26 protein-coding genes are annotated in these 24,897 nt (G+C 63.1%); 12 read left to right on the forward strand and 14 right to left on the reverse strand.

The features are described 5' to 3' along the window. The first annotated feature begins 1 nt into the window (after window position 1). The 3 genes from CIT26_RS18880 (at window position 2) to CIT26_RS18890 (ending at window position 4,019) form a co-directional block, all read left to right on the forward strand. On the forward strand, window positions 2-2,080 hold the full coding sequence (locus CIT26_RS18880) for an acetate--CoA ligase family protein (RefSeq protein ID WP_095493968.1): 2,079 nt from the start codon (window positions 2-4) through the stop codon (window positions 2,078-2,080). Beyond that, window positions 2,073-2,855 (forward strand): carnitinyl-CoA dehydratase, encoded by a 783-nt coding sequence (locus tag CIT26_RS18885; protein ID WP_095493969.1) that lies wholly within the window; start codon window positions 2,073-2,075, stop codon window positions 2,853-2,855. The genes CIT26_RS18880 and CIT26_RS18885 overlap by 8 nt, the downstream gene beginning before the upstream one ends. 222 nt (window positions 2,856-3,077) lie before the next feature. Further along, entirely contained in the window at window positions 3,078-4,019 is a 942-nt protein-coding gene (locus tag CIT26_RS18890; protein ID WP_095493970.1) for an alpha/beta hydrolase, read from the forward strand. A 288-nt stretch (window positions 4,020-4,307) separates the two neighbouring features. Here CIT26_RS18890 and CIT26_RS18895 read toward each other — a convergent pair whose 3' ends face one another. The 4 genes from CIT26_RS18895 to CIT26_RS18910 all read right to left on the reverse strand — a co-directional run bounded on the left by CIT26_RS18895 (window position 4,308) and on the right by CIT26_RS18910 (window position 7,686). Continuing rightward, window positions 4,308-5,294 carry a Gfo/Idh/MocA family protein gene (locus CIT26_RS18895; protein ID WP_095493971.1) on the reverse strand — a complete coding sequence of 329 codons (987 nt, stop codon included), beginning with the start codon at window positions 5,292-5,294 and terminating at the stop codon, window positions 4,308-4,310. Between the two features lie 230 nt (window positions 5,295-5,524). Then, window positions 5,525-6,100, reverse strand: coding sequence for a YceI family protein (locus CIT26_RS18900; protein ID WP_095493972.1), 576 nt, complete (start codon window positions 6,098-6,100; stop codon window positions 5,525-5,527). A gap of 70 nt (window positions 6,101-6,170) precedes the next feature. Beyond that, complete coding sequence (locus tag CIT26_RS18905; RefSeq protein WP_095493973.1) at window positions 6,171-6,749, reverse strand: cytochrome b; 579 nt, start codon at window positions 6,747-6,749, stop codon at window positions 6,171-6,173. Window positions 6,750-6,795: 46 nt separating this feature from the next. After that, the gene (locus CIT26_RS18910; RefSeq protein WP_095493974.1) at window positions 6,796-7,686 is read right to left on the reverse strand and encodes a LysR family transcriptional regulator; all 891 of its coding nucleotides are present in this window, start codon (window positions 7,684-7,686) and stop codon (window positions 6,796-6,798) included. Window positions 7,687-7,782: 96 nt separating this feature from the next. On the opposite strand from CIT26_RS18910, the gene CIT26_RS18915 reads away from it, so the two are divergent. Then, the gene (locus CIT26_RS18915; RefSeq protein WP_095493975.1) at window positions 7,783-8,778 is read left to right on the forward strand and encodes an aldo/keto reductase; all 996 of its coding nucleotides are present in this window, start codon (window positions 7,783-7,785) and stop codon (window positions 8,776-8,778) included. Window positions 8,779-9,041: 263 nt separating this feature from the next. On the opposite strand, the gene pheT is transcribed toward CIT26_RS18915, so the two are convergent. From pheT to infC, 8 genes are all read right to left on the reverse strand, one after another. Beyond that, the gene (gene pheT / locus CIT26_RS18920) at window positions 9,042-11,450 is read right to left on the reverse strand and encodes a phenylalanine--tRNA ligase subunit beta (protein ID WP_095493976.1); all 2,409 of its coding nucleotides are present in this window, start codon (window positions 11,448-11,450) and stop codon (window positions 9,042-9,044) included. After that, window positions 11,447-11,869: a GFA family protein gene (locus tag CIT26_RS18925; protein WP_095493977.1), complete on the reverse strand. Its 423-nt coding sequence runs from the start codon at window positions 11,867-11,869 to the stop codon at window positions 11,447-11,449. The genes pheT and CIT26_RS18925 overlap by 4 nt, the downstream gene beginning before the upstream one ends. Next, the gene (pheS, locus tag CIT26_RS18930; protein ID WP_095493978.1) at window positions 11,866-12,969 is read right to left on the reverse strand and encodes a phenylalanine--tRNA ligase subunit alpha; all 1,104 of its coding nucleotides are present in this window, start codon (window positions 12,967-12,969) and stop codon (window positions 11,866-11,868) included. Before pheS ends, CIT26_RS18925 begins: the two co-directional genes overlap by 4 nt. A 124-nt stretch (window positions 12,970-13,093) precedes the next feature. After that, on the reverse strand, window positions 13,094-13,495 hold the full coding sequence (gene rplT, locus CIT26_RS18935) for a 50S ribosomal protein L20 (RefSeq protein WP_023796882.1): 402 nt from the start codon (window positions 13,493-13,495) through the stop codon (window positions 13,094-13,096). A gap of 38 nt (window positions 13,496-13,533) precedes the next feature. Then, entirely contained in the window at window positions 13,534-13,737 is a 204-nt protein-coding gene (gene rpmI, locus CIT26_RS18940) for a 50S ribosomal protein L35 (protein ID WP_006201248.1), read from the reverse strand. Window positions 13,738-14,011: 274 nt separating this feature from the next. Continuing rightward, complete coding sequence (locus CIT26_RS18945) at window positions 14,012-14,668, reverse strand: methyltransferase family protein (RefSeq protein WP_095493979.1); 657 nt, start codon at window positions 14,666-14,668, stop codon at window positions 14,012-14,014. Between the two features lie 242 nt (window positions 14,669-14,910). Further along, entirely contained in the window at window positions 14,911-15,555 is a 645-nt protein-coding gene (locus tag CIT26_RS18950; RefSeq protein ID WP_095493980.1) for a methyltransferase family protein, read from the reverse strand. Window positions 15,556-15,682: 127 nt separating this feature from the next. Continuing rightward, on the reverse strand, window positions 15,683-16,219 hold the full coding sequence (infC, locus tag CIT26_RS18955) for a translation initiation factor IF-3 (RefSeq protein WP_077374810.1): 537 nt from the start codon (window positions 16,217-16,219) through the stop codon (window positions 15,683-15,685). A gap of 211 nt (window positions 16,220-16,430) precedes the next feature. On the opposite strand from infC, the gene CIT26_RS18960 reads away from it, so the two are divergent. Next, entirely contained in the window at window positions 16,431-17,207 is a 777-nt protein-coding gene (locus CIT26_RS18960) for an alpha/beta hydrolase (protein ID WP_095493981.1), read from the forward strand. Between the two features lie 106 nt (window positions 17,208-17,313). Here the strand turns inward: CIT26_RS18960 and CIT26_RS18965 are convergent, their stop codons facing one another. Next, a complete protein-coding gene (locus tag CIT26_RS18965) occupies window positions 17,314-18,327 on the reverse strand; it encodes a 1-aminocyclopropane-1-carboxylate deaminase (protein ID WP_095493982.1) in 1,014 nt (337 codons plus the stop codon). Window positions 18,328-18,498: 171 nt separating this feature from the next. On the opposite strand from CIT26_RS18965, the gene CIT26_RS18970 reads away from it, so the two are divergent. The 3 genes from CIT26_RS18970 to CIT26_RS18980 all read left to right on the forward strand — a co-directional run bounded on the left by CIT26_RS18970 (window position 18,499) and on the right by CIT26_RS18980 (window position 20,559). Then, on the forward strand, window positions 18,499-18,963 hold the full coding sequence (locus CIT26_RS18970; protein WP_077374802.1) for an Lrp/AsnC family transcriptional regulator: 465 nt from the start codon (window positions 18,499-18,501) through the stop codon (window positions 18,961-18,963). 235 nt (window positions 18,964-19,198) lie between these two features. After that, on the forward strand, window positions 19,199-19,702 hold the full coding sequence (locus CIT26_RS18975; RefSeq protein WP_095493983.1) for a DUF2852 domain-containing protein: 504 nt from the start codon (window positions 19,199-19,201) through the stop codon (window positions 19,700-19,702). Window positions 19,703-19,800: 98 nt separating this feature from the next. Beyond that, a complete protein-coding gene (locus tag CIT26_RS18980) occupies window positions 19,801-20,559 on the forward strand; it encodes a M48 family metallopeptidase (protein WP_095493984.1) in 759 nt (252 codons plus the stop codon). A gap of 235 nt (window positions 20,560-20,794) precedes the next feature. Here CIT26_RS18980 and CIT26_RS18985 read toward each other — a convergent pair whose 3' ends face one another. Next, a complete protein-coding gene (locus CIT26_RS18985) occupies window positions 20,795-21,013 on the reverse strand; it encodes a hypothetical protein (RefSeq protein WP_095493985.1) in 219 nt (72 codons plus the stop codon). Between the two features lie 109 nt (window positions 21,014-21,122). Between CIT26_RS18985 and CIT26_RS18990 the strand changes: the two genes are divergently transcribed. The 4 genes from CIT26_RS18990 to accD are packed head-to-tail and all read left to right on the forward strand — an operon-like array spanning window position 21,123 to window position 24,871. Next, window positions 21,123-21,782, forward strand: a complete 660-nt coding sequence (locus tag CIT26_RS18990) for a phosphoribosylanthranilate isomerase (protein ID WP_095493986.1) — start codon at window positions 21,123-21,125, stop codon at window positions 21,780-21,782. 33 nt (window positions 21,783-21,815) lie between these two features. Then, window positions 21,816-23,066: a tryptophan synthase subunit beta gene (gene trpB / locus CIT26_RS18995; protein ID WP_095493987.1), complete on the forward strand. Its 1,251-nt coding sequence runs from the start codon at window positions 21,816-21,818 to the stop codon at window positions 23,064-23,066. A 2-nt stretch (window positions 23,067-23,068) separates the two neighbouring features. Continuing rightward, the gene (trpA, locus tag CIT26_RS19000) at window positions 23,069-23,908 is read left to right on the forward strand and encodes a tryptophan synthase subunit alpha (protein WP_095493988.1); all 840 of its coding nucleotides are present in this window, start codon (window positions 23,069-23,071) and stop codon (window positions 23,906-23,908) included. A gap of 36 nt (window positions 23,909-23,944) precedes the next feature. Then, complete coding sequence (accD, locus tag CIT26_RS19005; RefSeq protein ID WP_095493989.1) at window positions 23,945-24,871, forward strand: acetyl-CoA carboxylase, carboxyltransferase subunit beta; 927 nt, start codon at window positions 23,945-23,947, stop codon at window positions 24,869-24,871. The last annotated feature ends 26 nt before the right edge of the window (window positions 24,872-24,897 follow it).

Below are 24,897 nucleotides of genomic sequence, written 5' to 3' on the forward strand. Positions count from 1 at the left end.
GATGCACAGACTTGAACGCCTTCTGCATCCGCGAACGATCGCCGTTTTCGGCGGCGCGCAGGCGGCTGCCGTCGTCGCGCAGTCGATCAAGATGGGCTTTGCCGGCGAGATCTGGCCGGTGCACCCGAGCAAAGACGAAGTCGCCGGCCGCAAGGCCTACCGTTCGGTAGCCGATCTACCAGGCGCCCCCGACGCCGCCTTTGTCGGCGTCAACCGGCATTTGACCATCGAGGTGGTCAAGGCGCTGGCTGAACGCGGCGCCGGCGGCGCCGTCTGCTTTGCCGCCGGCTTCCTCGAGACCGAGGCCTATGACGAGGACGGCGAGCGGCTGCAGGCCGAGCTGGTCGCTGCGGCGGGCCAGATGCCGATCATCGGGCCGAACTGTTACGGCCTGATCAATTATGCCGACGGCGCGCTTTTATGGCCCGACCAGCATGGCGGCATCAGGCTGGCCGAGGGCGGCCGTGGCGTCGCCATCATCACCCAGTCGTCGAACATCGCCATCAACATGACGATGCAGAAGCGCGGCCTGCCGATCGCCTTTCTGATGACCGCCGGCAACCAGGCGCAGACCGGCCTTTCCGAAATGGCGCTCGGCCTGATCGAGGACGACCGCGTCACCGCGCTTGGCCTGCACATCGAGGCCTTCGATTCGGTAGCCGGCTTCGAAAGGCTGGCCGCGCGGGCACGGCAACTGAAGAAGCCTGTTATCGCCATGAAGGTCGGCCGCTCCGAGCAGGCGCGGCAAGCGACCGTCTCGCATACGGCATCGCTGGCCGGGTCGGATGCCGCCTCGGGGGCGTTCCTGAAGCGGCTCGGCATCGCCCGCGTCGATTCGATTCCGGCCTTCATCGAGGCACTCAAGCTCCTGCATGTCACCGGACCCCTGCCCGGCTACCGGCTGTCGTCGATGAGCTGTTCGGGCGGCGAAGCGTCTGTCATGGCCGACAGCGCCGAAGGCCGCTGGGTGAACTTCCCAGCGCTGACCGACACGCACCGCACGCACGTCAAATCGACGCTCGGGCCGCTGGTTGCGGTGGCCAACCCGCTCGACTACCACACCTTCATCTGGAACAACGAGCCGGCGATGACCGCCACCTTCACCGCTATGGTCTCGGGCGGCTTCGACCTCAACATGCTGGTGCTCGATTTTCCGCGCCCCGACCGCTGCTCGGATACCGACTGGTGGACAACTCTGCGTGCCTTCGAGTCGGCGCTGAAGACCAACAACGCGCAGGGCGCGATCGTCTCGTCGCTGCCGGAGAACCTGCCCGAGGAATACACCGCCGGGCTGATGGCGCGCGGCATGGTGCCGTTGTTCGGCATTTCCGAGGCCATGGACGCCGCCCAGGCGGCAGCCTTCATCGGCTGGGCCTGGCGCGAACCGCAAGCGCAGCCGATCGACACCTCCGCGTCCGGGGCACCGGCCGGCGACCATGTCACACCTGATGAGGCCAAGGCGAAAGCGCAGTTGATCGACGCCGGGCTTCCCGTGCCCAGGGGCGAACGCGCTGGCAATGCGGTCGAGGCGGTGATCTCCTCAATGGCGCTTGGCTTTCCGGTGGCGCTGAAGGCTTTGGGCGTCACTCACAAATCCGAGCTCGGCGCGGTGCGGCTCAACCTCAGGGATGCCGAATCCGTCAGCACCGCCGCTCATGATCTCGCCCCACTCGGCACCGGCCTCTATGTCGAGCGCATGGTGCGCGACGGCGTCGCCGAACTGCTCGTCGGCTTCACCCGCGACCCGATGTTCGGCGCGGTGATGACGCTGGGCACCGGCGGCGTGCTGGTCGAGCTGCTGCGCGACAGCGTCACGCTGATGCTGCCGGCGACACGCGACGACATCGAGGCGGCGCTGCGCGGGCTCAAATTGTTCCCGCTGCTCGAAGGCTATCGCGGCCGGCCCAAGGCCGATGTCGCGGCGGCCATCGAGGCGATATCAGGCATTGCCGCCTTCGTGCAGCAAAATGCCGGCGAGATCGAGGAGCTCGACATCAACCCGCTGATCGTCTGCACCGAGGGCAATGGCGCCTGGATCGCCGACGCGCTGCTGGTGCTGGGAGAGAACAAGAATGTCTGACGTCATCACCACCCGCCGCGAGGGCACCATCCTCGAAGTCATGCTTGACCGGCCCAAGGCCAATGCCATCGACCTGAAAACGTCGCGGCTGATGGGCGAGACGTTCAAGGCGTTCCGCGACGATCCGGATCTGCGAGTCGCCATCGTCAAGACCGCCGGCGACAAGTTTTTCTGCGCCGGCTGGGACCTCAAGGCCGCGGCCGGTGGCGATGCGGTCGACGGCGACTATGGCGTCGGCGGGTTCGGCGGACTGCAGGAATTGCGCGACCTCAACAAGCCGGTGATCGCCTGCGTCAGCGGCATGGCGGTCGGCGGCGGCTTCGAGCTGGCGCTGTCCTGCGACCTTATCTACGCGTCGGATCATTCCTCCTTCGCGCTGCCGGAAATCCGCGCCGGTACGCTGGCCGACGCGGCAACGATCAAGCTGCCGAAACGCATTCCCTATCACGTCGCCATGGACCTTCTGCTCACCGGCCGCTGGATGGATGTCGCGGAGGCGCATCGCTGGGGACTGGTCAATGAGGTGCTGTCCAAGGACAGGCTCGAGGACCGCGTCTGGGAGATCGCACGGCTGCTGGCCGGCGGGCCGCCGCTGGTCTTTGCCGCGATCAAGGAGACGGCGCGGGTCGCCGAATCGCTGACCTTCCAGGACGCTATGAACCGGGTGACGCGCCGCCAATTGCCGACGGTTGACGCACTGTACGGCTCGGAGGACAATCTCGAGGGGTTTCGCGCCTTTGCCGAAAAGCGCGACCCGGTGTGGAAGGGGAAATGAAGGTATTGTTGAAATGACGGCACTCCGTCACACCCCCCTCTGCCCTGCCGGGCATCTCCCCCTCAAGGGGAGAGATCGGATGTCGCTTCGGTTTTCGCCAATCTCCAACGTTGCACGATGGGCTGCAAGGCCGAAGCTGCCAATCTCCCCCCTTGAGGGGGAGATGTCCGGCAGGACACAGGGGGGTGTCCAGGCGAATTCGTTGCGATCCGGTCAGCGCCCATGACCGACTACAAAAAGCTCATCGACGCCGAGACATGGGCCTTCATCGAGCGGACCAATTCCTACTATCCGCCTGATACGATCGACTTCACGATCGATCAGCAGCGCGACATCTACGACCGCATGTGCCGGGAGTTCTCTGCCGGCTATCCCCAGGGCGTTACGGCGGAGACCACCGCCATTGCCACGCCCTCGCATCCCATCCCGATCCGCGTCTACCGCACACCGGCGCCGGAAGCGGCGGCGATGGTGCTTTATTTCCACGGCGGCGGTTTTATTCTTGGCGGGCTCGACAGCCATGACGACCTCTGTGCCGAGCTTTGCAGCCGCACCGGCTATGAGGTGGTTTCGGTCGATTACCGGCTGGCGCCGGAACATCTTCATCCGGCCGCCTTCGACGATGCCATCAGCGCCTTCGAATGGGCGGCGACGACCTATAAGCGCCCGATCCTACTTTGCGGCGACAGCGCCGGCGGCAACCTCGCCGCCGCGGTCAGCCATGCGACGCGCGGCCATGCACGAAGGCCGATCGGCCAGGTGCTGATCTATCCCGGCCTTGGCGGCGACCGCTCGCAAGGGTCTTATGTGACTCATGCCGAGGCGCCGATGCTGACCGTGCGCGACCTCGATTTCTACACGAATATCAGGACCGGCGGCGAGGATCGCACCGGCGATCTCACGCTGTCGCCGCTGGCCGACGCCGATTTCGCCAATTTACCGCCGACCGTGCTGATCACCGCGCAATGCGACCCGCTGTCGTCAGATGGCGAGGCCTATCGCGACCGCGTCGTTGCGGCAGACGGCCACGCCTTCTGGCTCGAGGAGCCGGGGCTGGTGCATGGTTATCTCAGAGCCCGGCATACGGTCGGCCGTGCGCGGTCAAGCTTTACCCGCATCGTCGACGCGGTGGCGGTTTTGGGAAGGCGCGAGTGGATCTGGTGAGGGGTCTACCCCACCCCGCGTGACGCCGCGCGGCCGGCGCTGCGGCCCGGAAAGGATGCAGCCGCCGAGAAACGTGCCTTCCAGCGCCGCGTACCATGAGCGAATCGACGAGGAAGGTGCCGCCGAGCGACTGGCCCGGCTCCTGGTCGACGACGACGACCTTCTAGGCGGCCTCGGCAGTTCCGCCGCGGCGACGAGGCCGGCAGGCCGGCGCCGACAATGATCGCATTCGCAACGTCAGCCATTCTCTCCTCCCCGGGCGCTCCTCCCCGGCTTTGGCGATTTTGTTCAGACCGTCTCCCAGCCTTCCTTCTCGCCGGCGCGGAAGATGGCGTCGATGACCTTCTGGTTGAGCACGGACTCTTCCAGCGTGAAGACGCGGTCGGTGCCGCCCTGTGCCGCCCGCGCGAAGGCCTCGACCTCCAGCCGGTATTGCTGCATGCCGGGGAAGCGGAACACTTGCGCCTCGCTGTGGTTCTGGTTGTGCAGCTCGATGCGATGATGGTCATAGATCCCGGCGTTGAACGGCGAAAGCACCTCGATGAAGCCCTTCTCGCCATGGAACACCATCACCTGCCGCGCCGCCATCTGCGTCGACAAATAGAACGACAGTTCGAAGTCGCCGAAATCGGCGCGGATCGAGGAGTAGATATCGGTGCCGAATGTCTTGTCGCGTTCGATCGTCGCCTGGACGCGCAGCGGCTCCTTGCCCGTCGAAAAGCGCGTCGACACCGTCGGGTAGACGCCGATGTCGGGCAGCGCGCCGCCGCCGAGGTCGAGCTGGTTGCGCATGTTCTTGGGATCGACATTGTAGTAGGAAAACGCGCCCTGGACATGGCGCAGCCGGCCGATGGCGCCGTTGGCGATCAGCTCGCGCACCTTGATCCATTGCGGGTGGTAGACGACCATGAAGGCTTCGCAGACCAGCACGTTTTTGGCGTCGCGCAGCTTGATCAGCGGCGGAATGTCCTTGGCATCGAGCGCCAGCGGCTTTTCGACCAGAACATGCTTGCCGGCCTCGATCGCCTTGGCAGTCCATTCGACATGCTGCGCGGTCGGCAGCGGGATGTAGACGCCGTCGACGTCCCCGGATGCGAGCAGCTCACTATAGGAACCGAAGGCATGGGGCGCGCCGAAACGATCGGCCAGGGCACGGGCTTTCGACTTGTCGCGGCTGGCGATCGCCGACAGCACGCCGTTCTCCGCCTCGACCATTGCAGGCAAAAGATGCTCGCGGCCGATCTTGGCCGTCGACAAAACACCCCATCGGAACATCAGGCTTCTCCCTCTTTGAATTGCAGCCGTCGAGGTTTGCCCGAAATCAAGAGAAAAGCCAATGCGGAGCATGGCGGTGAACAAGTACCCGCAGCTTGGGTTCCTCTCCCCCGCTTTGCGGAGGCGAGGAACCCAAGCCCTGCGAGCCAGCGCACAGGAAGCAAGTGGCGCCGACATCGACAATTCGACGGCACCAACACTGGCGAACAGCAGAATCGCGGAAGAACCGCTCAGCGGCGCCTGCCGGTCAGCGTCATGTCGAAGTCGACGACGTTCGAATAGATCGGCGTGCCGACATCCATGCCGTAGCGCGACCGCAGCACCTTGCCGGTGACATGGAATCTTATTGTGCCGGCCTTGAGGCCGGCGAGCTCGGCTGTGAACTTTTCCGGAAAAGTCTTGCCGCGCGCCGTCAGCCGGCCGGTGACGAGGGCTGACGTGTCGCCAGTGCGTTTCACGCTGGTCGAGCGGAACTGGATTTCCGGGCTGTTGGCGGCGTCGAACACCGCGTCGGAGCGAAGGAAGGCGTCGACGCGGCGCTGACCGGTACCGACGCTTTCGGGAAAGATGGTAATATTGACCTGGGAGCGCCCGACATTGCTGCTGTCGATGCGGATGCTGCCCTTGAAGCGAGCGAAGGCACCGGCGAGCCCACCGCCGCCGGCCTTGCCGACGGAGAAACGGATGCTGGAACCGGCCGGGCTGATCGTGTAGCTGCCGGCAGCGTCGCTGAGCGCGACCGCAGCGAAAACAGGCATGGCAAGGCAAGCGGCTACCGCCGCAAATCCGAAGATGCGCGCAACCATGGGCGTGATCCTTTTTTGGAGGCAACGCTTTTTTAGCGCCCTCGCCCCATCAACGAATGAGCCGCCCACCCTATTCCGCGTTGTGGTCCGACGAAGGCGTGATCATGCGCGTCAGCACCGCGTCCTTCAGCCAGAAATGATGGCGCAGCGCCGCAGCGAAATGCAAGGCGACAAGCCCGATACCGGCATAGGCGAGATACCAGTGCGCCGAGGTCCAGAAGCTTTCCGCCGAGTCCGATTCCGCGAGTGGCAGGTCCGGCATGACGAACAGGTTGAAGGGCACGCTCGGGATCTCCAGCATCGATACCGACACCAGCGCCCAGCCGGACAGAGGCAGCGCGAGCTGAAACGCGTAGAGCGCGAAATGGACGAGCGGCGCCACGCGGCGCTCGAAGCGTCCGACCGAGCGTGGCAGCGCCGGCACCGTATTGCCGAGCCGCCAGGCAATGCGCAGGATGACCAGGCCGAGCAGCAGAAAGCCGAACGATTTGTGCAGCTGGATCAGCTCGAAGGCGGTGCGCTGGCTGGACACCCGCATCATGACGAAGCCGAGCGCGAACTGGCCGATGAAGATCGCCGCGATCAGCCAGTGAAGGACGATCGCCGCCCAGCCGTAGCGGGTCGTGCTGTTTGTGATCAATGCGGGCATCGTCAGCAAACGATGGCGGCCCTGGCTTTCTTCCGCTGCCGACAGTCTATCCCGTCGTCTTGAAGAAATCGACGAAGGCCCGCAGCGCCGGCCGCATCTGGCGGCGGCTTGGATAGTAGATGAAGAAACCGTCGAACGGCGGGCACCAGTCCTCCAGCACGCGAATGAGTTTGCCGGCGGCCAGCGCCTCGCGAACATAATCCTCGAACAGGAAGGCGAGCCCGGCGCCGTCGACCGCAGCGTTGGCGATCAGGTGGTCCTCGTCGAGGATCAGTGGCCCTTGCACCGCCAGCTCGATCTCCTCGCCGTCCTTCTCGAATTCCCAGCGGTAGAGAATGCCGCTGGAGAAGCGGAAGCGGAGGCAACGGTGACCGACGAGATCGTGCGGATGGCTTGGTCTGGGCATGGTCGCGAAATAGGATGGCGCGCCGACGACGGCGCCGCGAAGGTTTGGCCCGATGCGCACCGCGATCATGTCGCGCTGCAGGCTCTCGCCCAGCCGCACGCCGGCGTCGAAGCCGCCTTCGACTACGTCGGTGAAGCGGTCTTCGATGACGATCTCCAGCACGATGTCCGGATAGGCCGATGCAAAGGCGCCGAGCCGCGGCGTCAGCGCCAGATGGGCTGCGGTGCGCGGCACGGTCAGCCTGAGGATGCCGGCCGGCCGGTCGCGCGCCTCGACCGCCGATTCCAGCGCCAGATCGATTTCCGACAGCGCCGGCCTCAACCGCTCGAGCAGCTGCGCGCCTGCCTCGGTCGGGGCGACGCTGCGCGTGCTGCGCGCCAGCAGACGCACGCCAAGACGCGCTTCCAAGCTTGAAACCGCGTGGCTGACTGCGGAGGGCGCAATGCCAAGCTCCTTGGCCGCACCGCGAAAGCTGCCGCACTGGGCGACGGTTGCCAGCACCGCAAGTTGGGAGAGATGCGTTCGCTTCATTGATCTATCTTTTAGAACAGCCCGTGCGAGTAAGAGCCGATTATCGAACGCGGTGCAAGGCGCTATCTCTACCGCATCACAACAAGGAGACGCGTGATGCAAACTCGCAAGCTTGGAAATGAACTTGACGTCTATCCGATCGGCCTCGGCTGCATGGGGATGAGCTTCGGCTATGGCGGCCAGCCGGAGGCGGACGCGATTGCCACGCTGCAACGCGCCGTCGAGATCGGCGTCAATTTCTTCGACACGGCCGAGGTCTATGGCCCCTACGAGAATGAGATCCTGCTCGGCAAGGCGCTGAAGCCGGTGCGCGATCATGTGACGATCGCAACGAAATTCGGCTTCAAGATTCTGGAAGAAGGAAACGGCACCGAGCGCATGGCCGGTGTCGACAGCCGCCCCGAACACGTCAGGGCGGTCGCCGAGGCATCGTTGAAGCGATTGGACACCGAGGTGATCGACCTCTACTACCAGCATCGCGTCGATCCGAACGTGCCGATCGAGGACACGGTCGGCGCCATGGCCGAGCTGGTGCGCGAGGGCAAGGTGCGCGCGCTCGGCCTTTCGGAGGCGAGTGCCGCGACCATCCGCCGGGCGCATGCCGTGCATCCGATATCAGCCGTGCAGAGCGAGTATTCGCTGTGGAGCCGCGATCCGGAAGAAGAGGTGTTTGCCGTCTGCCGCGAGCTCGGCATCGGCTTTGTCCCCTACAGCCCGCTCGGCCGCGGTCTGCTGACCGGCACGATAGGCAAGCCCGAGGTTCTCGGCGCCGGCGACTGGCGCCGTGGATTGCCGCGCTTCCAGGCCGATGCCATGGCCGCCAATGCGGCTGTTATCGCCACGCTGGAGACAATGGCGGCGGAGAAGGGCGTGACGTCGGCGCAACTGGCGCTGGCCTGGGTGCTGCACCAGGGCGATTTCATCGTGCCGATCCCCGGCGCGCGAAAAATCCGCCATCTCGAGCAGAATGCGGCAGCGGCACAGATTGCGCTGAGCCAGGCGGAAGTGGCGGCGATCGGCGACGCGCTGTCGCCGGAGAAGGTCGTCGGCAAGCGCTACACCGAAGAGCTGCTGGCGCTGGTCAACGGATAACAGCGGCTATGAAATCGCTTCAGCTTGAGTTGTCCATTCTGGGGGCGAGCCGTTTCTCTCGCCAGCGTTAGGTCTCGCGCGGCTCTGCCTTCTCCCCTTGTGGGAGAAGGTGTCGCCGTAGGCGACGGATGAGGGGTGTTCCAGCTTGGCAAAAGCCGCGCTCCGTCCAACACCCCTCTTCCGTCTTGGCGCTACGCGCCAATCCACCTTCTCCCACAACGGGAGAAGGCAAGACGGCGCGGTGCCCCTTCTTGGTTTGCAACTCACGCCCGCAGCACGCCGCCGGTCTGCTTATGCACATTCTCGACGATGCGCTTTGCCAGCGCCTCGAAATCCTCGTCGGTCAGCGTTTTTTCGACCGGCTGGATCGACACTTCGATGGCGATCGATTTCTTGGCCGCGCCGAGTGACGCACCTTCGAACACGTCGAAGACCGAGACGTTGGTGATCAGCTTCCTGTCGGCGGCAAGGGCTGCGCGGGTCAGCGTGCCGGCTTCGACCGCCTTGTCGACGACGAAGGCGAAATCGCGCTTGACCGCCTGGAACGCGGACAGTTCCAGTCTCGGTTTTGTCCGCGTCGGCTTGGCCTTCGGCTCGGGCACGGCATCGACGAAAACCTCGAAGCCGCAGAGCGGCCCGGAGACGTCCAGTTCCTCCAGCGTCTTCGGATGGAATTCGCCGAACGTGCCGAGAACGACCTTCGGCCCGAGCTTGATCGTGCCGGAACGGCCGGGATGATACCAGGCCGGGCCGCCAGCCTCGATCTGCAGCCGGTCGACCGGCGCGCCGCAGGCTTCAAGTGCTGCGATCGCGTCGGCTTTGGCGTCGAACACGCCGACCGAACCGGCATTGCCGGCCCAATGACGGCCGGAACCGTCGAGCTTGGCCGTGCCCCGCCGCACGCCGGCGGCGACGCGCCGCTGCTGGTCGGCCGCATCGCCCTCATAGGTGCCGGACACTTCGAACAGCGCGACATCGCCGATGCCCTTGTCGGCATTGCGCTGCGCGGCGGCGATCAGGCCCGGCAGCAGCGACGGCCGCATGTCGGACATGTCGGCAGCGATCGGGTTGGCGAGCTTGAGTGCTGTCTGGCCGCCGCCGAACAGTTCGGCATGTTTTGCCGGAATGAACGACCAGGTGACCGCCTCCATCATGCCGCGCACCGCCAGCGCCCGCTTGGCGGCGCGGGTGCGGACCTGCAAGACAGTCAGGATCTTGGCGTTGACGGCATCATGCGCGCCGAGCGGCTGCGGTGCGATATTGTCGACGCCATGGATGCGCATGACTTCCTCGACCAGATCGGCCTTGCCGTCGACATCCGGCCGCCAGGACGGAACCGCCACATTGACGACATCGCCCGCGCCTTCCGGCTTGAAGCCGAGCCGGGCAAGAATGTCGAGGCTTGTCGAGCGCGGCACCTCGATGCCAGTCAGCCGCTTCACTTCCGACAGCGGGAAGGAAACGATCTTCGGCGTGTGACCGGCATAGCCGACGACTTCGGTTTCGGTCGGCGTCCCACCGCACAAATCCAGCACCAGCTTTGTCGCCAGCTCCACGCCTGGCACCATGAATTCAGGGTCGACGCCGCGCTCGAAGCGGTAGCGCGCATCGCTGATGATGCCGAGCGTGCGGCCGGTGCGCGCGGTGGTGATCGGATCCCAAAGGGCCGATTCGATCAGCACGTCGGTGGTGTTCTCGTCGCAGCCCGAATGCTCGCCGCCCATGATGCCGGCGATCGATTCGACGCTGTCCTGGTCTGCGATCACGCACATGTCAGGCGACAGCGTGTATTCGCGGCCGTCGAGCGCCAGCACCTTTTCGCCATCGCGCGCCCGGCGCACGACGAGGTTGCCGGCGACCTTGCTGGCGTCGAACACATGCAAGGGCCGGCCACGGTCGAAGGTGACGTAATTGGTGATGTCGACCAGCGTGCTGATCGGCCGAAGACCAATGGCGATCAGCCTTTGCTGCAGCCATTTCGGCGACGGGCGGTTTTTCACGCCGCGCACCAGGCGCAGCGCAAAACCGGGGCAGAGCTCCGGCGCCTCGATCGTCACCTTCACCGGGCACATGCCGCTGCCGGCATGCGGCATGATGGCCCCGCCGACGAGGCGGCCAAGCCCGCTTGCCGCGAGATCTCTGGCAATGCCGTACACGCTGGTCGCATCCGGCCGGTTCGGCGTCAAATTGATCTCGATCAGCGGATCGTCGAGATGCGCATAGGCGGCGAAGCTGCTGCCGACCGGCGCATCCTCCGGCAGGTCGATGATGCCGTCATGCTCTTCCGAAAGTTCCAGCTCACGCTCGGAGCACATCATGCCATGGCTTTCGACGCCCCTGATCTTGCCGACCGTCAGCGTCACGTCGATGCCGGGAATATAGACGCCGGGTGCTGCAAAGGCGCCGATCAGGCCCGCGCGGGCGTTCGGCGCTCCACACACGACTTGCACAGGGGCCTTGCCGTCGCCGGTATCGACCGTCAGCACGCGCAGCCGGTCGGCATCGGGATGCTGCTCCGCCGTCAGCACCCTGGCGATGACGAAGGGCTTCAGGCTCGATCTGTCGTCGACATGCTCGACTTCGAGGCCGATCGAGGTCAGCCGCTCGACGATCTCGGCCAGCGAGGCGTCGGTCTCGAGATGATCCTTGAGCCAGGAGAGGGTGAATTTCATGACTGTGTTCCGTCTGGTCTGGGCACGCTGGTCTTCAGATGTCTCGGCAAGTCATCCGGCATGTGCACGAAGGGAAGCTGCTCGCGCACATGGGCGTGGTGCGTCGGCTTGAAATAGGCCGGCATGTCCATGGCGCCGAGCATGAAATAGATGTGGTCGGCCAGCCGCTCGTCGACATAGGCGATCGGCGAGCCGCAGACGCCGCAAAAGGAGCGCGTCACCGGGCCGTTCTCGAACATCTTCAGCGCCTTTCCCGTGAAGGTGACCTGCTCAGTCAGGAAGCCGACAAAGGCCGACACCGGCGCGCCGCTGGCCCGCCGGCAATCGCCGCAATGACAATAGCTGACATGGTGCGGTTCGGCCGAAGCCTCGAACCGCACGGTGCCGCAGCGGCAGCCGCCGGCGTGGGCCGCTGTCATGCGCTCAAGCCCCCGAATAGCGTCGGCATGTCGAGCGGCCGGAATCCGTAATGCGACAGCCAGCGCACATCGGCGTCGAAGAAGGCGCGCAGGTCCGGCATGCCGTATTTCAGCATGGCGATGCGATCGATGCCCATGCCCCAGGCAAAGCCCTGATATTCGTCGGGATCGAGCCCGCCATATCTAAGCACATTGGGGTGGACCATGCCGCAGCCGAGGATCTCCATCCAGTCGGAGCCTTCGCCGAAGCGCACCTCGCCCGGCCGCGAACGGTCGCACTGGATGTCGACCTCCATGCTGGGTTCGGTGAACGGGAAGAAGCTCGGCCGGAAGCGCATCTTGACCTGCGGCACCTCGAAGAAGGCCTTGCAGAACTCCTCCAGCACCCATTTCATGTTGGCGACGTTGGCTGATCTGTCGATCACCAGCCCTTCGACCTGATGAAACATCGGCGAGTGCGTGGCATCGGAATCCTGCCGGTAGGTTTTTCCGGGAATGACGATGCGGATCGGCGGCTTCTGCACCTCCATGGTGCGGATCTGCACCGGCGACGTGTGGGTGCGCAAAAGTTTGCGCTCGCCCTTCTCGTCCGGCTGGAAGAAGAAGGTGTCGTGCATCTCGCGCGCCGGATGGCCTTCCGGGAAATTCAGCGCGGTGAAATTGTAATAATCGGTCTCGATATCGGGGCCTTCGGCGATGGCAAAGCCGAGATCGCCGAAGATCGCGGCGATCTCGTCGCTGACCTGGCTGATCGGATGGATGCGGCCGCGCTCGGCCGGCGATTGCCGCGCCGGCAATGTGACGTCGACCTTTTCCGCCGCGAGCCGTGCCGCGATCGCCACGTCCTTCAACTCGGCGCGCCGCGCAGTAAGCGCCTCGGTGATGCGGTTCTTGAGGCCATTGACCTCGGGGCCAAAAATTTGACGCTGTTCCTGCGACATCCCTCCCAGCGACTTCAACAACTCCGAGACAGAGCCCTTCTTGCCCAGCGCCGAGATGCGAACGGCTTCGATCTCGTGCTCATCCGCCGCACCGGCAATCTCCGCCATCAACGCAGATTCGAGGGCGTCAATATTCCGGTCGTTTAAGGTGATGTTCATCGCAGCTACCAGTTCAAAGATTAAGTCATCGATGACTTACATCGGATCACATAGAAAAACCCGCGCCAGCCCTGCCAGCGCGGGTTTCCCAAATCAAGTGTCGAAGTGCTTGGGAAGGCGCTGGTTAGGCTACAGCGCTTTCAAAAGCGTTCGGCGTGGTGTTCTTGAGGTATTCGAGCGCGACCTTGGCCTTGGCCACAAGGGCGGCAAATGCCTGCGGCTCGTGGATGGCCATGTCCGACAGGACCTTGCGATCGATCTCGATGCCGGCCTTGTTGAGACCGTCGATGAAGCGGCCATAGGTCAGGCCATGCTCGTGGGTCGCGGCATTGATGCGCTGGATCCACAGAGCGCGGAACGAACGCTTGCGGTTCTTGCGGTCGCGGTAGGCATACTGCAGCGACTTTTCCACCGCCTGCTTGGCGATGCGAATGGTGTTCTTGCGGCGGCCATAAAAACCCTTGGCGGCTTTCAGGACCTTCTTGTGCTTGGCGTGCGAGGTGACGCCTCTTTTTACGCGTGCCATGTCATGATCTCCTTAAAACGTTGTCCAGACCGAATGCCTTAGAGGCCGTTCGGCAGAAAATTCTTGATGACCTTCTTGCCATCCGGTTCAGCCAGAACCATCGTGCCGCGGGCATTTCGAATGAACTTGTTGGAACGCTTGATCATGCCGTGACGCTTGCCGGCCGCAGCCGACAGGACTTTACCCGTACCTGTGATCTTGAACCGCTTCTTGGCGGCTGACTTGGTCTTCATCTTGGGCATTTTGCTACTCCGTTATGTGCGCATCATCGCGCTTTTTGTTCGCTTCAGGCCGACCAAAGCCCGAAAAGCAAATGAAACCGCCACGGCATGCCCTGCCGGGCGGTTTTTGGGAACGGCGGTGCTATACGTCAAAGCGGGCCGGCGCGCAACACCTGCAAGGATGCGACGCTCTGTCCAGTGTCAGGTATTCCCATGACCTTATCCGAACTGGCGGTCAGCGCAGCAAAACCGGTTCCCACTTTGGCCGTCGCAGACCTTCGGTTCGGGATCTTGCCTATGGGAGACGGAAAAGCACCGGCAGTATGCCCGATAGTTGGGCGCCGTCGATCGATTCGAAAAACGGCAGGGCAACGAGGAATACCAGTCCGTCCAGCAGCGTCGTCCGCAGCAGGCGCGGCTTGAAGCTGCCGGTATCGCCTTCCTGATACAGCGAAAGCTTCGGGAAGAAGCGCGGCACCCGCGCCATATAGGCCTGGAATGGAGTTCCTAAGGCCTCCTTCAGGAACTTCTCTTCGCGCAGGATGACGACATGAAAGGCGGCGGCGCAAATCACCGCGAAGCCGATCGCCGCAGTGATCGAGCCCATCTGCGCGCCGACGCCGGCGGCAGCTATCGAGGAGAAGACATAGAGCGGATTGCGGGTGATCGAATAGGGTCCGCCGGTAACCACCTCGGAGGATTTGCGTCCGCCGATATAGAGCGTCGACCACAAGCGCCCGACAATGCCGAGAAAGATCAGCAGGACGCCGACCATTTCGATCGTTTCGTGCGGCACGCTTTCGGGAGGAAAAGCAGACTGGCCAAACAGCAGCGCTGCGAACATGACGACGACGAGGGCGGCAAGCACCATCCTGCGCGCGTGCTGATATCTGCCCAGCGCACGCCTGGCCTGCGCTTGTTCGGCCCGCGCCGATTTAACTTCATTAAGCATGTCGGGAATCCGATCGTCGAGAAACTTCGCCGGCGATCGCAGCTTCTGGCCAAGAAAACAGGCGTCCCGCCGATCGCCGGGACGCCTTGCAAGATGATTCAGGCGAATTTAATGCATGTCGCCCAAAAGCCCGCCCACGGGCTTGACCCGAGGGTGCGCAGCGGTTTTGGGACAACGACGCGTGCGAGGAAAAGAGGCAAGAAAGCGGGTAGCATGTCACCTCCTTTGCCTGCCCATCCCGCTCAATACAGCCAGAAGAGGACGGGAATTACCCCGCTTTCCTGTCCGGACTCGATGAGTTCGAAAAACGGTATGGAAGCCACGAACATCAAGCCGTCGCGCAGCGTATGATTGAAGATGCGCGGTGTGAAGGTGACTTCGGCCTGATCGCGATAAAGCCGGGGATTGGGAAAAAACCGCGGCACGCGTGCGATGTAGTCCTTGTACGGCTCCCCGAGCACGGTCGTCAAATGCCGTTCCTCGCGCAGCGTGACGATGTAGAACGCGGCCGCGCACAAAACCGCCGACGCCACCGAGACGATCACGCTGCCGGTCTGGGCGCCGATGCCGGCGGCCGCTACGGTGGAGAAAAAATACAGCGGGTTGCGCATCACCGAATATGGGCCGGTAGCAACCACTTCGGCCGACTTGCGGCCGCCGATATAGAGGATCGACCAGAGCCGCCCGCCGATCCCGATCAGTATCAGGGCGATCCCGTACTGCCCCTCTATGCGTTCGTGGCCTAGTTCATCGTGCGTGGAGCCGCCGAAGATCAGCAAAGCGCAAAAAGCTCCGATCAGCAGCGCCAGCAGGACGCGCCGGCGCCGCTGATAGCGGCCCATTTCGTCGAACGACTTTTCAATCGGAGAACGTGCCGCAGCGGCCATGGGACAATCCTTTCGCCGCGAGGACCGGCAACCAGAATCCTTGTCGCTGCACCTTGCGGAGAAATCATGGCGAAGACAAAAACAACAAAAGGCCGCCGAAGCGGCCTTTGCTTTTGACGGGATCGCTTTAGCGGGGCGCCAGCACCATCATCATCTGGCGGCCTTCGAGCTTTGGTTCAGCTTCGACCTTGGCGATCGGCGCCACTTCCTCGCGAACCTTGTTCAGAAGCTGCATGCCGAGTTCCATATGCGCCATTTCGCGGCCGCGAAAGCGCAATGTCAGCTTGACCTTGTCACCTTCCTCGAAAAACCGCCGGACCGCTTTCATCTTGGTCTCGTAATCATGGCTGTCGATGTTCGGGCGCATCTTGATCTCCTTGATCTCGATGACCTTCTGGTTCTTGCGCGCCTCAGCCGCCTTCTTCTGGTTGGCGTATTTCAGCTTGCCGAGATCGAGAATTTTTACGACGGGCGGCACTGCGTTGGGCGATATCTCGACCAGATCGAGCCCAGCCTCTTCGGCGAGCAGCAATGCGTCGTTGATGGAGACATCGCCATGGTTGTGACCTTCGGCGTCGATAAGTTGGACCCGGGGAACCCGGATGTCACGGTTGGAGCGCGGGCCCTCCTTGGTGGGCGCCGTTGCTTTGAAAGGTCTGCGAATGGTCGTGGTCTCCTTGAGCCGTTTCGTTCAGGGTTTTCAATTCAGATTGCGAACGCGCCAATGTGGTGAGCGCGCGGCCGGAGTCAATAGCACAGCGTTCACAGGAAATCACCCTGTTCCCTGACTTCAGCCTGTACCAAACGAAGAAAGTTGCCGAGCACTTTTCGTTGAACCGCCAGCTGTGTCAAAAGACCTGCGTGAGGAGTGAGCCATGACCGCACCGGTTTTTCTCGATGTCGACGGAACCAGCATTGCTGTCAGGCGCGCTGCGGGTGCCGCGCCAGGCATCGTCTGGCTCGGCGGCTACAAGTCGGACATGCTGGGCACCAAGGCCGAGAAGCTGGCGGAATGGGCGAGCGGGCAAGGCCGGGCATTCTTGCGCCACGACTATTCCGGTCATGGCGAATCGGGCGGCGCCTTTGCCGACGGCACCGTATCGAACTGGCTTTCGCAAAGCCTCGCCGTCTTCCACCATTTCACGCAAGGCAGGCAAATCCTGGTCGGCTCGTCGATGGGCGCATGGATAGCGCTGCGCATGGTCCAGGAATTGCGCCAAGAATTGCACAAGGAAGGCCAGAACCGCATCGCCGGCCTGGTGCTTCTGGCGCCGGCGCCGGATTTCACCGCAGAGCTGGTCGAGCCGGCGCTGACCAAAGCGCAGAAGCGCGATCTTGCCAAAAAGGGTTTTTTCGAAGAACCGTCGGACTATTCGGCCGAGCCTTACATCTACACGCGTGCGCTGATCGAGGACGGCCGCAACAACCTAACAATGACCGGGCCGATCGACACCCATTGCCCTGTTCACATTTTGCAAGGGCTGGCCGATGCCGACGTGCCGCCGAGCCATGCGCTGAAACTGGTCGGCCTGCTGCCGGCCGACGACGTCACGCTGTCGCTTATCCCCGAGGGCGACCACCGCCTGTCGCGGCCCCAGGATCTCGACATGCTGGTGCGGGCGGTCGACGCCATGGTGCGGCAGGCAGGCTAGGACATGCGCATTCGTCGCGGCCGGCTGCAGCCCTACTGGAATCCTGCCCTGTCTGCCGGCGGACGCGGATGTCGTCAGAGGGATACGTGCTGCAACTAAAAAGCATTCAGCCGTTGCGGAATGTGTAAGCATATCCGTTGATGGCTGGAGCACCGCCGAGGTGGGCGTAGAGCACCTTGGATCCCTTGGGAAAATAACCCTTCTTCACGAGATCGATCGTGCCCTGCATGGATTTTCCCTCGTAAACCGGATCCGTGATCATGCCTTCGAGGCGCGCGCAGAGACGGATTGCTTCCTTCGTCTCCTGAGAGGGGACGCCGTAGACCGGGTAGGCATAATCCTCGATCAGGACGACATCATCCTCATTGAGTTCCTTGCCGAGTTCGACCAGCGTCGCGGTGTTCTGCGCAATGTTGAGTACCTGCGCCTTGGTCTGCGCCGGGGTGCAGGATGCGTCGATGCCGATCACGTTGCGTTCGCGGCCGTCCTTGGCGAAGCCGACCATCATGCCAGCATGAGTTGAACCGGTGACGGTACAAACGACGATGTAGTCGAAGGCAAAGCCGAGTTCCTTCTCCTGCGCGCGGACCTCCTCGGCGAATCCGACATAACCCAAGCCGCCATATTTATGCACCGAAGCCCCGGCCGGAATCGGATAAGGCTTGCCACCCTTGGCCTTCACATCCGCGATCGCCTGCTCCCAGCTTTCCCTAATTCCGATATCGAAGCCCTCATCGACCATCTGGACATCAGCGCCCATAATCCGGCTCAAAAGGATGTTGCCGACGCGATCGTAGATGGCATCTTCATGGGGTACCCAGCTTTCCTGCACGAGGCGGCATTTCATGCCGATCTTCGCCGCGACGGCCGCCACCATGCGCGTATGGTTGGATTGAACGCCGCCGATCGAGACCAGCGTGTCGGCGTTTGAGGCGATCGCGTCCGGGATGATGTATTCGAGCTTGCGCAATTTGTTGCCGCCGAAGGCGAGGCCGGAATTACAATCCTCTCGCTTGGCGTAGAGATCGACCTTCCCTCCGAGGTGAGCGCCGAGCCGCTCCAGTTTCTCGATATGGGTCGGCCCGAAGGTGAGCGGATAGCGTTCGAATTTCTCGAGCATGAGAGTGCCCTCTCTTGTTCCTGTTCATTGCGATGTGATGCGGTGAACACTATCATCTTTGCCTTGAAAAGTGCTCTCAAAGATCGGACCTAAAATGTCCAAGGCATCGCCTAACAGCGCGGAATTGTCATATAGCTTCAATTTTCAACTCCAATATCGGAAGAATCTTCCATGCGAGCACCGCTTGACCGGATCGACCTGAAAATGTTGCGCCTGCTCCAGGACAACGGACGACTGACAAATGCAGAGCTGGCGCAGTCGGTCGCTGTCAGCCCGGCGACGTGCCACCGCCGCACGCAGCGCTTGTTCGATGAAGGCTACATCAGCCATGTCAGGGCGGTGGTGACACCGCAGAAGGTCGACAGAGGCGCGCTGGTGATGGTTGGCGTCGTCCTCGACCGCTCGACCCCGGAGAGTTTCGCGGATTTCGAGAAGGCCGTCGCGAAACTGAAATTCATCCTCGACTGCCATCTGGTGGCGGGCGACTTCGACTATTTTCTGAAGATCAGGGTCGGCGACATGGCGGATTTCAACCGAATTCACGGAGACCAGTTGATCGCATTGCCCGGCGTTCGCCAGACGAGAACCTTCTTCGTGATGAAAGAGGTCGTCGATAACGCACCCCTGGATTTTTGAAACGGACATCCGAAGCATCAAGTCAATGCACCGGCGCCGGACTTTCGCTGCAGAACCGTCGGCCACCTTGCTTGCGGGCCTGGTCGTGCTTTTCCTTGAAACGCTCAAAAAGCGATAATCATTTCAGATGCTTGTCCGGTTTTGGCCGACATTGTCTTGAATCGCCGTTTTTCCCTTCCCATTTCGATTCCACGCAGCCGGGATTGGCTGTCTCCAACTGAAGGATTGGGAGAAAATGAACACATCTGCATTGATCCGTCCGGCTTGGACGCCGGCGACCATCGCACTGATGGTGATCGGCTTTATGGTGTTCTGGCCGCTCGGCCTCGCCATGCTCGCCTACATCATCTGGGGCGACCGGCTTGAAGGCTTCAAGCGCGACGTCAACCGCGCGACCGACGGCATCTTCGCCGGCTGCCGCCGCGGTTCTGACAGAGCGGCGCGCTGGGGCCACGGCTCCGCCCGCACCGGCAACGTCGCTTTCGACGACTGGCGCGAAAAGGAACTCGAGCGGCTCAATGAAGAGCGCCGCAAGCTCGACGAGATGCTGAGCGAGTTCGACGAATATGCCAGGGAATTGCGTCGCGCCAAGGACCAGGAAGAGTTCGACCGCTTCATGGCGAACCGCAACAAGTCGACATCGCCCACAACCGGTGGCCCCACAACCGGCGGATCGACCGGCTCGACGGGGACCGGCAAACGGGGTGGCAAATCCACGCCAGGCTTATTGGACGAGTAAGAGCCTTGCCCCGATAAATAATCAAAAACGGCGTCGCGTCAGCGGCGCCGTTTCTTTTATGTTCTATTCGTTTTCCTCGAATCACGTATCGTCCCGCCATGTCATTCGGCTTCTTCCGCAACCTGACCAAAGCCAGGCCCGCCCCCGTCGTGGAGCGGGAGCATTGTGTTGCCGGCCGCACGCTGCCGCTCAAGATCGTCGAGAGCGACCGCGCGCGGCGGCTGACGCTGCGCATCGATTCCGGCGGCCGTGGCCTGCGCATCACCGTGCCGCCGGGCCTGCGGCGGGGCGAGGTGGAAAAATTCCTCGAACGCCATCAGGACTGGCTGGAGCAGCGGCTGGCCAAGGTGCCCAACCGGCCGCAGGTGCGGCCCGGCATCAAGATACCGGTGCGCGGCGTGCCGCATCGCATCGTTCATGAGCCTTCGAAACGCGGTACCGTCATGCTGTCGCGTGACGAACGCGGTCCGCTGATGATCGTCCATGGCGATCGCGTGCACCTGCCGCGCCGCATCGCCGATTTCCTCAAGCGCGAAGCCAAGCGCGAGATCGAGGCGCTGGTGGTCAAGCACACCGGGGCGGTCGGCAAGCGCGCCAAGGCAATCCGCTTCAAGGACACGTCGAGCCGCTGGGGATCGTGCACCTCCGACGGCAATCTGTCCTTCTCCTGGCGCATCATGATGGCGCCGCGACCGGTCATAAACTACCTCGTCGCGCATGAGGTGGCGCATCTCAAGGAGATGAACCACGGCCCGAAATTCTGGAAACTGTGCGAGCAGCTTTGCCCGGAGACCGAGCGCTGCAAGGACTGGCTCAAGCGCAATGGCGGCGCGCTGCAAGCGATCATGTTCGAGTAGAATGCTCGGCGGCAGAGAAAGAAATCCGTTCTGTAGTGATCCTTCCCACCCCCCTCTGTCCTGCCGGACATCTCCCCCGCAAGGGGGGAGATCGGTAGCTTCAATGCTTCGCGCATTTCTGCGACGGTGGAGATTTGCGCAAGCGGCTGTGCGCGTAATCTCCCTGCCAGAGGGGGTGCTGTCCCTCCAGCGTCAAGATTCCACGCTCCCGCTAGGATGTCACGGCATTGGCCGGTCAGTCATCATTCGCCGCGTTCAACTCCTCAGGACGCAGCCCTTCGTCGGTATGGCGCGGCCATGGCAAGAAGTCCTTCTTGAAGGCGTTGCTGCCGAAATAGTCGAGCGCGCGGTGCGCCTCGGCGCCGTTGAAGGCGGCCTTGTCCATCAGATGAGCGATGACCTCGCGGGCCTGCGCGATCTTTTGCCTGAGTTGGGCGACGGTTTCGTCTGCCATGCTTGTTTGCTCCCGCCTGTACTATCTGAAGTAAGGTAGCGCGTTCCGCGCTGGTGGCAAACTTGCGCTTTTTCTCGACTCTTTTGCCGTTTCGTGCCAATCCCGCGCCATGGCGCTCGACATCAAGATATGCGGACTGAAGACTGACAAGGCATTGGCCGCGGCATTGGCCGGCGGCGCCAGCCATGTCGGCTTTATTTTCTTTGCCAAAAGCCCGCGCTATATCGAGCCGGCGGAAGCCGGCCGCTTGCGCGAAGCGGCAATCGGCAAGGCCAAGGCGGTTGCCGTGACGGTCGACGCTGGCGATGCGTTTCTGGATGAAATCGTCGAAAAAATGCAGCCCGACATGCTGCAGCTGCATGGCTCGGAAACGCCGGAGCGGGTGGCCGAGATCAAGGGCCGCTATGGCCTGCCGGTGATGAAGGCGCTGCCGGTCAGCGAGGCTGCCGACCTGGAGCGGATAAGACCCTTCGTCGGCATTGCCGACCGTTTCCTGTTCGACGCCAAGCCGCCGAAGGGTTCGGAACTGCCGGGCGGCAACGGCATTGCGTTCGACTGGCGCGTTCTGGCCGGCCTTGACGCAGGCGTCGATTACATGCTTTCCGGTGGGCTCAACGCCGCCAATATCGGCGATGCCTTTCGGCTTGCCAACCCGCCCGGACTAGACATTTCCTCGGGCGTGGAAAGCGCGCCAGGCGTCAAGGATCCGGCGCTGATCGAACAGTTTTTCCGGGCCGTCAGGGCAGCACGCGACAACCGCGCCGCCTGACCGTGCTTCAAACCACAAGCTAGGAGATCGGCGATGAACAAGCCGGCGATACCCAATTCCTTCCGCACCGGACCCGACGAGCAGGGCATGTTCGGCATCTTCGGCGGTCGTTTCGTTGCCGAAACGTTGATGCCGCTGATCCTCGACCTGGAGCGGCACTGGAACGAGGTCAAGGACGATCCGGATTTCAAGGCCGAACTGACTGACCTTTCGACCCACTATGCCGGGCGGCCGTCGAAGCTTTATTTCGCCGAAGGTCTGACCAGGCATCTTCGCGAGGTTTCCTCGGCTAAGGGCCTCGGGGGCGGCGCAAAAGTCTATTTCAAGCGCGAGGATTTGAACCACACCGGCTCGCACAAGATCAACAACTGCCTCGGCCAGATCCTGCTGGCCAAGCGCATGGGCAAGAAGCGCATTATCGCCGAGACCGGCGCCGGCCAGCATGGCGTGGCGTCGGCCACGGTGGCGGCGCGTTTCGGCTTTCCGTGCGTCGTCTATATGGGCGCCACCGACGTCGCCCGGCAAAGCCCCAACGTCTTCCGGATGAAACTGCTCGGCGCCGAGGTGCGGCCGGTGACCGCTGGTCACGGCACGCTCAAGGACGCCATGAACGAAGCCCTCCGGGATTGGGTGACCAATGTCGAGGACACCTATTACCTGATCGGCACCGCCGCCGGCCCGCACCCCTATCCGGAGCTGGTGCGCGACTTCCAGTCGGTGATCGGCATTGAGGCGCGCGCCCAGATCCTCGAACAGGAAGGCCGGCTGCCGGACACCATCATCGCCGCCGTCGGCGGCGGCTCGAACGCCATCGGCCTTTTTCACCCGTTCCTCGACGACCGCAGCGTAAAGATCATCGGCATCGAGGCCGGCGGCCGCGGCCTCGATGGCATCGAGCATTGCGCCTCGATGAACGCCGGCGCGCCCGGCGTGCTGCATGGCAACCGCACCTATCTTCTGCAGAACGCCGACGGGCAGATCATGGACGGGCATTCGATCTCGGCCGGCCTCGACTATCCGGGCGTCGGGCCGGAGCATTCCTGGCTGCGCGACAGTGGCCGCGTCGACTACGTGCCAATCCTCGATGACGAGGCGCTCGAGGCGTTCCAGCTGACGACGCGCGTCGAAGGCATCATTCCGGCGCTCGAATCCGCCCATGCCATTGCGCATGCGGTGAAGATCGTGCCCGCCATGGACAAGGACCAGATCGTCATCGTCAACCTGTCCGGCCGCGGCGACAAGGATGTGCATACGGTGGCCAATATGCTGGGCATGGAGATCTGATCATGACCACCCGTATCGACCGACGCATGGCCAAGCTGAAGGCCGAAGGCCGCCCGGCGCTTGTCACCTATTTCATGAGCGGCGACCCGGACTACGACATCGCTTTGTCGATCATGAAGGCGCTGCCCAAGGCGGGCGCCGACATCATCGAAATGGGCATGCCGTTTTCTGATCCGATGGCGGACGGCCCGGCGATCCAGGCGGCCGGCCTGCGTGCGCTGAAAGGCGGCCAGACGCTGGTCAAGACGCTGAAGATGGCTTCGGAATTCCGCGCCGCCGACGATGAAACCCCGATCGTTTTGATGGGCTACTACAATCCGATCTACATCCACGGCGTCGATCGCTTCCTCACGGATGCGCTGGCCAGCGGCATAGACGGGCTGATCGTCGTCGATCTGCCGCCGGAGATGGATGAGGAATTGTGCATTCCGGCGCTGAAGGCCGGCATCAATTTTATCCGGCTGGCGACGCCGACCACCGACGACAAGCGCCTGCCCAAGGTGCTGCAGAACACCTCCGGCTTCGTCTACTACGTGTCGATGACCGGCATCACCGGCTCGGCGCTTGCCGACACCGGCAAGGTGGCGGCGGCGGTCAGGCGCATCAAGGGCCATACCGACCTGCCGGTCTGCGTCGGCTTCGGTGTCAAGACCGCCGAGCAGGCGCGCATCATCGGCGCGTCGGCCGACGGCGTCGTCGTCGGCACCGCGATCGTCAATGCCGTCGCCAATGTTCTGGGGCCGAAGGGCGAAAAGACCGCCGACCCGGCCGAGGCGGTCGCCACGCTGGTCAGTGGGCTTTCGCAAGGCGTGCGCGCGGCCCGCCTTGCTGCCGCCGAATAGCAGTCCTACCTCTTCGTCAGGACAGGAGCCGAAGCGATGAACTGGATCACCAACTACGTTCGCCCGAAGATCAATTCGATGCTCGGCCGGCGCACCGACATGCCTGAGAACCTCTGGATCAAGGATCCCGAGACCGGCGAGATGGTCTTCCACAAGGATCTGGAGCAGAACCAGTTCGTCATCCCGTCCTCCGGCCACCACATGAAGATCTCGGCCAAGGAGCGGCTGAGATTCTTCTTCGACGACGGCAAGTACGAGATGCTCGAAAACCCCAAGGTGGTGCAGGATCCGCTGAAATTCCGCGACGAGAAGCGCTACACCGACCGGCTGAAGGACGCCAAGGCCAAGACCGGGCTGGAGGACGCGATCATCAATGCGCTGGGCACCGTCGAGGGCCTGCCGGTGGTGGTGACCGTGCAGGACTTCGCCTTCATGGGTGGCTCGCTCGGCATGGCCGCCGGCGACGCCATCGTTCGTGGCTTCGAGGTCGCAGTGCAACGCAAGCGGCCGCTGATCCTGTTCGCGGCCTCCGGTGGCGCCCGCATGCAGGAAGGCATCCTGTCGCTCATGCAATTGCCGAGAACCACGATCGGCGTCGATCGACTGAAGGAAGCCGGTCTTCCCTATATTGTCGTCCTGACCAACCCGACCACCGGCGGCGTCACCGCCTCTTACGCCATGCTGGGCGACGTGCACATCGCCGAGCCCGGCGCGCTGATCGGCTTTGCCGGGCCGCGCGTCATCGAGCAGACCATCAGGGAAAAGCTGCCCGACGGCTTCCAGCGCTCCGAGTATCTGATGGAGCACGGCATGGTCGATATGGTGGTGTCGCGGCTGGAGATGCGGCAGACGATCGCTCGGCTCCTGAAAATGCTGCTCAAGCTGCCGGAAGAAGAAAAGCCGCTGGAGCCGGAAATCCTGCCGCCGATGGCGCTCCCGGCGGAAGCACGCCCGCAAGCCTGACGCGACATCCGTCGTCGCGAACCGCG

The organism is Mesorhizobium temperatum, from assembly GCF_002284575.1.
GTDB lineage: Bacteria > Pseudomonadota > Alphaproteobacteria > Rhizobiales > Rhizobiaceae > Mesorhizobium > Mesorhizobium temperatum.